Source organism: Sphaerochaeta sp., from assembly GCF_050178175.1.
GTDB lineage: Bacteria > Spirochaetota > Spirochaetia > Sphaerochaetales > Sphaerochaetaceae > Sphaerochaeta.
In genome coordinates this window covers 1-11,236 of the sequence record NZ_JBFXGH010000068.1, presented here as the reverse complement: position 1 = coordinate 11,236, position 11,236 = coordinate 1, and the positions used below count along the sequence as shown (strand labels likewise).

At 49.2% G+C, this 11,236-nt stretch carries 11 protein-coding genes; 3 read left to right on the top strand and 8 right to left on the bottom strand.

What is annotated here, in order from left to right; all coding sequences use genetic code 11:
- Positions 1–739, bottom strand: a 739-nt coding sequence (locus AB7S66_RS08355; protein ID WP_428518987.1) for a Rossmann-like domain-containing protein, incomplete at its 3' end; no start/stop codon positions are given.
- Positions 740–892: 153 nt separating this feature from the next.
- Positions 893–2,167, bottom strand: coding sequence for a galactokinase (locus tag AB7S66_RS08350; protein WP_428518986.1), 1,275 nt, complete (start codon positions 2,165–2,167; stop codon positions 893–895).
- A 95-nt stretch (positions 2,168–2,262) separates the two neighbouring features.
- Here AB7S66_RS08350 and AB7S66_RS08345 point away from each other — a divergent pair, with 95 nt between their 5' ends.
- Positions 2,263–3,237, top strand: a complete 975-nt coding sequence (locus tag AB7S66_RS08345; RefSeq protein ID WP_428518985.1) for a LacI family DNA-binding transcriptional regulator — start codon at positions 2,263–2,265, stop codon at positions 3,235–3,237.
- A 46-nt stretch (positions 3,238–3,283) separates the two neighbouring features.
- Here AB7S66_RS08345 and AB7S66_RS08340 read toward each other — a convergent pair whose 3' ends face one another.
- From AB7S66_RS08340 to AB7S66_RS08325, 4 genes are all read right to left on the bottom strand, one after another.
- Positions 3,284–4,867 (bottom strand): RecQ family ATP-dependent DNA helicase, encoded by a 1,584-nt coding sequence (locus AB7S66_RS08340; RefSeq protein ID WP_428518984.1) that lies wholly within the window; start codon positions 4,865–4,867, stop codon positions 3,284–3,286.
- Positions 4,868–4,910: 43 nt separating this feature from the next.
- Positions 4,911–5,879, bottom strand: coding sequence for an aldo/keto reductase (locus AB7S66_RS08335; protein WP_428518983.1), 969 nt, complete (start codon positions 5,877–5,879; stop codon positions 4,911–4,913).
- Between the two features lie 2 nt (positions 5,880–5,881).
- On the bottom strand, positions 5,882–6,793 hold the full coding sequence (locus AB7S66_RS08330; RefSeq protein ID WP_428518982.1) for an ADP-ribosylglycohydrolase family protein: 912 nt from the start codon (positions 6,791–6,793) through the stop codon (positions 5,882–5,884).
- 281 nt (positions 6,794–7,074) lie between these two features.
- A complete protein-coding gene (locus AB7S66_RS08325) occupies positions 7,075–8,220 on the bottom strand; it encodes an aldo/keto reductase (RefSeq protein WP_428518981.1) in 1,146 nt (381 codons plus the stop codon).
- 133 nt (positions 8,221–8,353) lie between these two features.
- On the opposite strand from AB7S66_RS08325, the gene AB7S66_RS08320 reads away from it, so the two are divergent.
- The gene (locus AB7S66_RS08320) at positions 8,354–9,541 is read left to right on the top strand and encodes an MFS transporter (protein WP_428518980.1); all 1,188 of its coding nucleotides are present in this window, start codon (positions 8,354–8,356) and stop codon (positions 9,539–9,541) included.
- Between the two features lie 37 nt (positions 9,542–9,578).
- Entirely contained in the window at positions 9,579–10,250 is a 672-nt protein-coding gene (locus AB7S66_RS08315; RefSeq protein ID WP_428518979.1) for a lysophospholipid acyltransferase family protein, read from the top strand.
- Here AB7S66_RS08315 and AB7S66_RS08310 read toward each other — a convergent pair.
- Together AB7S66_RS08310 and AB7S66_RS08305 are read right to left on the bottom strand one after the other, a co-directional pair.
- On the bottom strand, positions 10,243–10,875 hold the full coding sequence (locus AB7S66_RS08310) for a hypothetical protein (protein ID WP_428518978.1): 633 nt from the start codon (positions 10,873–10,875) through the stop codon (positions 10,243–10,245). The two genes, AB7S66_RS08315 and AB7S66_RS08310, sit on opposite strands and share 8 nt — an antisense overlap.
- Positions 10,835–11,236: hypothetical protein (locus AB7S66_RS08305; RefSeq protein WP_428518977.1), on the bottom strand; the 402-nt coding region annotated here is incomplete at its 5' end. The genes AB7S66_RS08310 and AB7S66_RS08305, both read right to left, overlap by 41 nt.

Below are 11,236 nucleotides of genomic sequence, written 5' to 3'. Positions count from 1 at the left end.
GGTAAAGACGAACTTTCTTGCAGTCCTTATGGAGGTAGGGGGTTCCCCGACCATTGCGAATTGACTTGATGACACCATCCCGATTGGATACGGTGGAACCTGCCAGTAGATCAATAGGAAGGTCCCTGTAGATTTCCTTGGCCATGATCGTAGAAGGTCCCATGAGGACTGTGGGTATTCTGTTCCCATCGAAATGACTGAGCACTTCCTCAAGGGAGGAGTTGATCAGGCTGGTGGCGGTCAGGATCAAGGCATCGCTCTCTGTCTCCGCCCAATGGTAGAAATCATCCTTTGATCCAACTTCCTTTCCAATATCGTAAGCACGAACAGTAATACCATGTTCCCCCAGGTATGAGACGATGGGAGCAAAGTATCCGATCATGGCAACATTGTCTCCTGTATTCAACTTAAGGTCTCGTATCAGATTGCCGTCATCCTCATCCTGTAGGAGGGAGTGGCCCTGGTTCAAGGCATTGCAGAGTGCAATTGCCATGGCTCTGCCTAGCGGGTCCTCTTTCTTGATGTTCTTAAGTAGTTTGATTGCAGGATACCCTTCATACTCATCCTTGTTCTTGTTTACTGAACAACCATTTCCACTCCCTTTTGGAGTGTAGCAGAGTCCACAACGTCCATCCTGCAAGATGACTGCAGAGTAACCAAGCCCGAGATAGATGCTCTCTACTTGCAAGCTTTCTGCCTCAGCTTGGAAGTAGGTGTGAATACGATTATCAATGTCCATGAGTCTCTCCATAATTGGCTATTCTACAACGAAGAAGCCAATATGCAAAGGGCTAGATAATGGGAGTGATGGCCTTTTTTTGTAATCCTCACCGTTATGGTACAAGGTCAGGCAAGCTCGTGAAAAGCTTGCCTGGTATCGAAGCGTTTTTTCTTATTCCGCAATACAACAGCTTTCTCTCTGTCGTATCGCAATGGGAGTGACACTTCCTTCTGAAAACACTGCTTCCATCTGTTCTTTATAGAACTCATACTTATCCAGGGGTATGTAGGCTTGGATGGTACCAGCAAAGCCTCCTCCATGGACACGTACAGTTGTATCACTTCCCAACAGGCTCTTGGTCATGGCAATAGCCAGACTAAGGCCCTGTTCCTGTGGGAAGAAAGAGGGGTAGAGGTTCTGCAGGAAGCAGAAGGAGCTCTCCCCGCTTGCTCTGACTTCCTTCAGGTATGATGCAATGTTTTTGTTCTCCAGAGCTATGAGCATATTGGCAACTCGCTTGTTCTCTTCAAAGAAGTGAATGGAGCGTAGCAGTGCCCTGTCATTCTGGAGTGTTTTTCTGAGATGGGGAAGCTGAGAGAAGAAGCTTGTCTCATCGATCTCCCTGAGATGCTTTGCCCCAAAGTGAGCAGCAACTTCCTTCATCTCCTTGGGAACTGCAGCATACTCGGGGGTAAGGTCTGCATGATTTCCCCCGGTGTCCACGATGACCAACTGGTAGCCATGATCACTGAAAGAGTAGTGCACCGGCTCAATCTTCGGGTTTTCCTCATCAGCAAAGTCAATCCCTATGATACCACCATAGGCACATGCCATCTGGTCCATCAAGCCAGAGGGTTTACCGAAGTAGTTGTTTTCGCTGAACTTCCCCATGATCGCAAGATCAACAGGGGAAAGAGCATCTGCATTGTAGAGGTGGTTGAAAATGGTTCCACAGAGAACCTCAACTGCGGCAGAAGAGGAGAGCCCCGAGCCCTTGAGTACCCGGCTCGTGGTATTGGCCTGCCAACCACCAATATTGAGGCCACGCTGCTTAAATGCAAAGGCAATACCGCGTACCAGTGCCTCGGTGGTGTTTTTCTCCGCTTCAACGATTTCAAGCTCATCAAGATGTACAACGACCTCAGGATATCCTTCACTCGTGAGGACCACTGTGTTGTCATCTCGCTTGCTTACTGCGGCGATGGTATCCAGGTTAATGGTAGCAGCAATGACTTTTCCCAGGTTGTGGTCTGTATGGTTTCCACCGAGCTCACTTCTTCCAGCAGTGGAGAACAGACTGACATCCTGTTCCTTGAACAAGCTGGTGTGCTCTTCAACCAAACTGATGAACCGTTTATCCATGTCTTCAGCTTGGAACGAATTCCCATAGAGGGATGGATACACGGTATGCAATAAGCCTTTCTGTATTGCTTCCTTTCTGGCCATCATATGCTCCTTTAGTGCAAATGTACTTGCGTTCTTGAATGTACACGTGTACACTAACCCTGTATCAAGCATTTGTCAATAAAAAAGGATGATCGATGGGAGCAACCAGGAACAGTGTAGCAAATAAGGCAGGGGTAAGCAGTGCAACCGTCTCCCGTGTGTACAACAATCCTGGTAAGGTCTCCCCATCACTTGCAAAGCGGGTATTGGAAGCAGCAAGAGAGTTGGGGTATGAGCCCAACAGTGCAGCCGCTACATTGCGAAGGAGTGGAACCGGCACCATTGCCTTTGTCCAGTTCAGGAAAAAGGACAGGTCCTACTACTGGGGAAATCTGGATAGCTTTGACTGGTTCTTCGGTAGGGCGATCAAGGGGGTGCAGGAAGTGTTGGCAAAAAGTTCCTGGCAGATGCGATTCTATACTGTGGAAACACAGCGTGAGCTGGAAGCGATTGCAATGCGCTGTGATGGTATCCTCGCCTATGATGTTGACACACAGGAGGAGGAAGCGCTCTTTTCTTCCATTACTATTCCCTACGTGCTTGCCCATCACCTAACAGGAAATACTGATGTACAGAGCTGTGTGAGAACAGACAATCGATATGGAGGAACCCTGCAAGCCCAGTATCTTAGAGAGTGTGGTGTGATAAGGCCACTCTACATCACCGGCTACCTCGAGAGTGTGGTCCCTCATGCTGATCGTCTTGCAGGTTTTAAAGAGTACTATCCCGATGCATTGGTGTTATCTACAGAGATTGGGGAAACCTGTGCCATGGAGAGTCTTGCTCAGAGAGTACAAAAACTTGTTGATACCAAGACCATTGATGGTATTGCAGCAGTGAATGATATTGCCTTGTTTTCTCTCTTGCTCCGCATCAAAACAGACCTACCGAAGGTAGGGTACGATGCATCCCCTCTATTCGGTATATACCCTGCTCCTGTAGCGAGTATTGCTATCCAGAGTGGTGAGCTCTATAGAAGGGCGGCAGAGAAGTTGCTAGGTCTCCTGGCAGGGAATCGACCCGATTGTACCACCGTGTTGCCGAAACTTATACGTTCCCTTTTACAGTAGGAGGAAGAGCTTCTTCCATGAGAGGGCGTCTTCTCCTTGTTGCTTTTTATCCTGCGCTGTCTTGGAGGTTTGAATCTCCTTGATCGGGAGGAATGGACGAGGCATGGTAGGGTAACTGGGGCCGGTTCTCTTCAGCCTTCTTTTTTGCACTCTCATACTTAAGCCTCAGCCATGAATGCATAGTTGTCAAGAGTGTCGCTACTGCTTTGTAATCTATATATAGCCTACGTTTGGGTCGTTTGAGCATATGTAGTTTTCCTTCAGTGATCAGGAGCATGATAGCTTCCTGTACTTCCTGCATTCCCCATGAAGAGAGTGTACCTCCATAGGAATACCACCCATTGGTATCCTGAAGCATGGAAGCAAGGGATGAAGGGGAAAAGTGAAAAGGGTGTGATAATACACTCATCAGGATTGCCCTCTCTCCCAGTCTTTTCAGTGAGATGCTACCGTTACAAACATCACACCCACTGCAGAATTCAAATGGCTCATTCATTGCCTCCAAGAGGCCTTTTCGGAAGCAATGCTCAGTGCTTTGCAGGATGGAAGCGAGGAGAGAAGGTTTTTCTCTTCCATCAAGCAAGCTGATGGAGAGTGCAGGTTTTCCGTCTCTTCCCGCTCTTCCACTTTCCTGCAGGAAGGAGAGAACATCCTCACTCAGGTCATGGTGTATGACGCATCGGATTCCTTTAACGTCAATTCCCATCCCAAAGGCTTTTGTTGCGAACAGTACCCCGTTTTCGGTTTCGTTGAACCACTTCTCCAGATATCTTCTCTCATCCTTGGTAAGCCCTGCGTGGTAATAACGGACAGAAAGATTGGGAAGTGCGTAGAGGAGCCGATGGGCTGACGTCTCGGTCAGTTTCCGGGTACTGCAAAAGACAAGGGCTGGCAGGAGATTTCCTTGACTGAGCAGTCCAGCTATACTTTGGTTCTTGCTCAGGGTCCTGATGACATGGTAGGTGATGTTTGTCCTGTTGCTGCTTGCATGAATGAGGTGAGGTTTTGTAATGGGAAATATCAGGCGGTTCAAACCCTGGAGCACCCGCTCATCTGCTGTAGCAGTAAAGCAGAGGACCTGCCGCACCGGAAGGTGCTGGATAATGGGTCCGACAGCAGCAAGGGCAGGGCGGAACCCTTCTCCCCAGCTTATGATGGTATGGGCTTCATCCAAGACCAAGAGGCTGATGGTCATCTGAGCGAGGGTATTGATGAGAGCAGGCAGGGAAAGGCACTCTGCATTGGTTACCAGGATTCTAGCTTCCTTGTTTTTCAATTTCTCGAGTAGAAGATTCCTCTCTTGATGGCTCTGGCCCCCCTGTATGCAGATATAGGGGATGGAAACCTCATCAAGGCGCCTGATCTGGTCATGCATGAGGGAGAGCAAGGGATAGACCAAGACAGTGATCCCTTCCACGAGGAGGGAGGGAAGCATAAAGCAGAGACTCTTGCCTCCACCGGTGGGGAGTACCACCACTGATCCTTCATGATTGCTCTCTTCACTATCCTCTTCCACGATGCGCTGGATTACCAGTTGCTGGAATGGGTAGAGGGAAGGGATGTTGAAGCGTTCCTGGAGGAGATGATTGATTTGGTCCTCCAGAAAATGTGTTGTATTCTCATCTTTCATATCTTGGAAAGATGAGACCATCCAACCTTGCTTCAGACAAGTCCTATTGCTCCTCACTCCTGTCCGTTGCCGGAGGCGGTGGTGGACTGATTGCATCAATCGCCTTCAGGAGCTCAGGCTCAAGGGTGAGGGATGCAGCCTGTAGGGACTGCTTCAAGTGCTCGGTATGAGCCGCTCCGATGATCGGGGCGGTAACCTGCTTGTGTGCCATTACCCAAGCCACGGCAAGAGTCGCTTCATTGATTCCCCACTTGCTGCAAAGCTCTGAGTATTCACGGGCAACTTGCTCGTAGAACTGACCGCCATAGCGTTTGTTGTAGTTCTGGTTTTCGACCAATCTTCCTGAGGCATTGGCATAGCCATCCTTGTATCGGCCGGTGAGCAGTCCACCTCCAAGTGGACTGTAGGTGATGACCCCAAGCCCTTCATATGCAGCCATAGGGAGCAGTTCAACCTCAGCCATACGCTTAGCAATGTTGAACATGGGTTGGATGACCGAGATCGGCGCGAATTGGTTTATCGATGTGAGGTGAAGCATTCTTTCCACCTGGTAGGCAGCAAAGTTGCTGACTCCCAATGAGAGTACCTTGCCGTCCCTGACAAGTCGGTCAACAGCCCGGAGTGTTTCCTCTTCTCTTACAGTCGGATCAAAATGGTGGAGGAACAGGACATCCACATAGTCAGTATTCAGACGTTTCAGGCTTGCTTCCACTCCCAGCCGGATATGTTTTGCGTTCAAACCCTTCTCGTTGACATCGTCTCCCATAGCACCATACGTCTTGGTGGTGATAACAACCTTGTCACGCTCTTGGGAAATAAATTCTCCGAGATAGCTCTCTGCAACTCCCTTCTGATAGACATCGGCACAGTCAAAGAAGTTGATACCTGCCGCTCTACAGGTCTTGTACATCTTCTCTGATTCGCTTTTGTCTGCTCTTCCGCCGAAGGACATGGTCCCAAAGCAGAGCTCAGAAACCTTGATACCGGTTCCCCCTAGTGATTTGTACTCCATCGTTACCTCCCAAATACTGAAGCGTTCATCAGTCTTTCACTCATGGTCAAGGCAAGCCTTTCCATCTTTATCGTCTCTCGTTTGAACAGGGTCTGTTTCTTGATCGCCTGCTCAAGGGCAGAAGAGGAGACAAGTTCATCAATCCAGCTATCAGGAAAGAGTTCCGGTCCCTGAAGGGCACCCTGCAACGCTCCATACAGGCCACAAGATAGGCGAGTATCCCCTCCCATCCTTGCAATGTCACTCATACCTTCCTCAAAGGAGGGAGCGTGCAGCAGTGTGTGGAACACCAAAAGCAGCGTCTCCTTCAATGTATGGTTTCCAGCAACAACGAGATTGGGCTTTCTTGCTCTGGAGAGCAGTGCAGTTAGTTGTTCATCCAGATTCTTGCCACCGCGTTGTGTGAAGAGGTCGTGTACAAGTTTTTCCCCATCAAAGACTTCTTCATTGATCAGAAGATGAAAACAGTGGGCAAGCAGTACTACTGCCTCTTTTTCAAGAGAATCCTCACAGAAAAGGGCTGCCGTAGTGAGGGCAATTTCCCTGACCTGTTTCTGTTTCAACTCGACACCTGCTATCGCTACGATGAGAGAAAGAGGGAGCGCTGCTCGATACTCCTGAAGGGGAAACCCTTCTTCACTCTCCTCACGGTAACGATTGACCAGTGCATGGAAATGATCGGCATCCAGGCCTTGGTTGGACAACAGGCTCATGGAAAGCAGAAGCGGCAAGTCGCTCACTTCCCCTGAGATGCCACAGTCACTACGTAGGTGTTCGAGGGAGAACACCTCTTGTATTGTATCCTGGACTTCTTCTTGGAGTGTTTCCATGGAGAGGCCGTCACACTGACTGCCAAACCCATCGCCTACAAACAAACCAAGCAGAGCGCCGTTTGCGCGTTCTTGTATATTCATGGTTCTAACAATAGCGTAAGTGCCCACAAAAGACGAGTCTCTTTGTGCTTCATATCCCTGTTTTAATCCAGGACAAATAACCAGAGTTTTTCAGATTCCAGAAGTGCAGTTGCTACCAATTCCCAGAAAGGCCCCCTTGCATGGTCATATGAACTATTTGATTTGCCTTTCACTCAGTATCCACGGCTATCGGAACAAAGTACAGATAATCATGGTTATGCCTATTGCAAAGAAATGCCACGCTGTATTTTGAGCGTGGCTTCTGAAAGGGTACGATGTTGCTATTTTTGATAATACGCTGTTCGAGCAGCTTCCATCTCCTCCTGGACCCGTTTCAGATCAGTAGGGATATCGATATGCTGTGGGCAGAGTGGAATGCACTGACCACACTCCGTACAGGCAGGAGGTCGCTTGTCAGCACTGCTCTCGCTCTCCCACTGGTCCTTGACCACCTCATAGTTGTCGAACATCCGGTACTTGTTCCAGAGCGCAAAATTCCCGGGAATATCAACACCGAAGGGGCAGGGCATACAGTACTTGCAGCCGGTACAGCCATTGCCGATGCGGCTTCTCATGCTGCTACCAATCTCTTCCAGTACCGCTCTCTCTTTTTCACTCAACGGTTTGTAGGGGGAGAATGTCTGTAGGTTCTCCCTGACCTGTTCCTCGGTGGACATGCCACTGAGGATGACCTTCACATTCTGATGGTCAGCTACCCACCTCAGTGCAAAGGAAGCTGGTGATGCATCAGGGTCCAGTGCCTTCAGCTTTGACTCCAGGTCTGGGGACAGGCCAGCAAGTGAGCCTCCCTTGATCGGTTCCATCACAATGACGGGTATGCCCAGTTCTGTGCAAAGTTCATAGCCCTTGTCTCCAGCCTGCTCTTCAGTATCCAGATAATTATACTGGATCTGGATGAAATCCCAGGGGCGGTAGTGGGTGATATACTCAAAATCCTCATAGATGGAGTGGAACGAGAAGCCCAAATGCTTGATGCGGCCCATTTTCTGTTCCTCTTCCAGGTAGTCAACCACACCAAGGTCAACCATCCGGTCAAATGCTTTCTTGTCGATTGAGTGGATAAGATAGAAGTCGATGTAGCTCTGTTGTAGTCTCTCAAGCTGTTCATTGAATATCCGTTTTGCATCATCTATAGAATTAACCGACCATTGGGGAAGCTTGGTGGCAACGTAAAAGCTGCTTCTATCCAAGGTGGAGAGAAATTCTCCTACCAACGGCTCACTCTCCCCACCATGATAGGGGTAGGCGGTATCAAAATAATTCACCCCGGCTTCATAAGCTTCCTTCAGCATAGCCAATGAACGCTTTCGGTCAATCTTGCCCTCCCGGGTAGTGGGGAAGCGCATGGCGCCGAACCCGAGAAGGGATGCGTGAATGTCCAATGTTTCAAAATACCGTGTTTCCATGTTCAAACTCCTATTTTCTTAATGGTACCATAAAAATATTTCTCTGTGTTGCATCTCAAATTTTTTTCTGGTCTATCGTCTTGCACTCGACCCTAGCCGAGTCTATGATAGATAAGGTTTGGGGAGAGCTTTGATGATACAGAGAAAATACAGAAGGAATATTCCACTTTCCTATGGGTTCACTGCGTTGATGAATCTCTCCTTTACGCATGGGCTGTGGATGATGTATCTCGCGTCAAAAGGCTTCTCCTTGGTGCAACTTGGTCTCTTGGAGGCAATCTTCCATGTTACCAGTTTCCTGATGGAAGTTCCCACAGGTTCGGTTGCTGATATCTGGGGGAGAAAAGTAAGCCGCCTCTCAGGAAGGTTGTTCGGTGCCCTAAGCCTTGCCATCATGTTTCTTGCCCCTACCTTCCCTCTCCAGGTACTGGGGTTCATCTGTAGTGCACTCGGATATAATCTCGAGTCCGGGGCAGGGGATGCCTTGCTCTATGACTCACTGCTGCTCGATGGACAGGAGTCTTCCTATCTAAGGGTAAAAGGATTGGATGAACTGCTCTATCAATCATGCTCGGTCGTTGCATTCCTGGCGGGTGGATTGCTTGCCACCCTCGACTACGGCTATGCATTCTCGCTTACCATCCTGACCAATCTCCTTGCCTTTCTGCTGGCACTGTTCTTCAAGGAACCCGAGATAGAGAAGGAACCAAGAAGCGGACTATTCTCTGGAATCCTGAAATCCCTGAAGACCCAGATTTTCTCAAGCGTGAAGGTATTTCGGGAAACACCCCGTATTGCCTTCCTTATTGTCTTCAGTGAGTCCCTGTTCGCTTTCATGATCAGTCTCTTCTTCTATTTACAGAACTTCTGGAGTGACCAAGGGTACCTCCCTGATGCCATAGGGTATGCCTATGCAGCCCACGCATTGCTGGCCGCATTCTTCTCTCTCAATGCCCATCGCATCGAGAGAAAGATCAATGAGACAGGGATCCTTGTTGCCTGTCCCCTCTTTCTTGCACTCTGCCTGTGGGGGATTGCCCTCACGCCATACACCATGGCTTTCTATGTCATTCTTGGTTGTATGGAAGGCTTGTTGGCTCCTACGATCAGCAGCTATTTGAACAAGCTCATACCCTCCAAGTTCCGGGCTACCATTCTCAGCTTCCAGAGCATGGCATACAGCCTGTTCATGATCATGATCTTCCCCCTGGTTGGCCTGATCGGAAGCACCCACTCCCTCTTGCTCTCATTCACCTTGATGGCAATAGCGGCAACACTCTTGGTTTTTGCCTATATCTGGGTCCTGATACGCAAGCGATAATCTTGGCAGTGGACCCACTCTCTGCTACTATGGACCAATGAAAATGCGTGAGAAAATGATTAGTGCCTTGCTGCGTGCCTTTTTTCGAGTTTGCTTCAAAATTGATCGCAGTGAGTTGAAAAAGGTCCCCATGGAGGGACCGCTTCTGATGATGGTGAACCACACATCAAACCTTGAAGGACCCATGCTCTATGGGTATCTACAGCCGAGGAAGCTCCATGCAATGGCTAAGCAAGAGCTTTGGAATAGCAAATTCATGGCATATCTGATGGAAACCTGGGGAAGTATTCCTGTGGATCGGGAGAACATGGGGCGTGCTACCATGGATGCCTGTTTCAAGGTCCTTGACCAGAACCACATCCTGGCCATAGCTCCTGAGGGCACCCGAAGCAAGGATGGGACACTCCAGAAGGGAAAGGGTGGCGTTGCATTCATCGCCCACAAGAAGAATGCTCCCATGATACCTGTAGCGGTTATGGGCTTTGAGAAGACCAAAGCCAATATGAAGCGCCTAAGGCGAACGGTCATTACGATCAAAGTGGGTAAGCCCTTTGAGATTATCCAGAAAGGTGGTCGATTGGACGCAGAAACAAGGGATAAGCTTGGCGATGAGATTATGCTGCATCTTGCTGCCCTGATGCCCGAGGAGAGACGGGGATACTACCAAGGCAAGCCGATTGAATTCACCCTTACCCAGACCATTAACTAAGCAGTTGCTCCAGTTCTTCACTGCATGTTTGCAACGCATTTGAGACTGAGAGCATTATCTGCTTCTGTTGTGACTTTCTTCCAAGCGTGGAGCGTAATTCAGTTTTATAGTGCATAGGCTTCCCCATTTGTAGGAATGCTTGCTTCCCACGCGGTGAGTACCGTGTATCGATTGTGCCTCCCTGCATTCTGTTCCCCAAGTCAAGGAGGTTCAAGGCACTCTCTGCCGCTCTCCCTGTTTGGTACGTACCTTCTAGATATGCTGGATCGAGATACTCAAGGAGATCAACTATCTGGTTCTTCACGAGGTACCGTTTTGCATTCTCCTTTTCCTCGAATGAACCATCCCTGGTGAAGAGCGTATCACTGCCTGTGAAGCGAACCCGATAGAGCCTGTCAATGATGGAGCCTTGGGCTTCTTGCAGGCCAGCTTCTGCTTCGGCAAGAGAGAGCAATCCTTCACAGATCATATCCCTGCGTTGCGTGAAGGAATGATGGGAATTGTCTTCCAATGAATAAGTCCTTGCTATCTCACTGAGCATGCTCTCCATGGTGTTGATAATTTGCTCTGCAAGTGTATCTCCCTTAACGGTCAGACCACTTAGGTGTTCCCACCTTTTTAGCAATGAGGATACCCAATCCTCCCCGGAGTTTGCATATCTGTATCCGATAGAAAGGGGGAGTATGGTAACCCCTCCTGCACTTTCCATCGCCCACATTGCCATACTTGCGATCCCTGTCTGTAATTTTCCTGGGTCTTGCCAATTTCTTCCTCAGGTATTGCATCCCCTCCTTGTTTGCACTTCGGTTCTGCACGGCGATGAAACCAAGACGGGGAAAAAGAAACAGTGTCGCATTACCAGCCCAATAGAGAACATCACGCCCATGGAGAAACCGCACATGGCTCTCCTTGACGGCTGCAAGCAGGACCGGAGCATCCTCTTTTGCTGAATGACGGAATGCGAGGATTACAGGGTAGGGGGATGA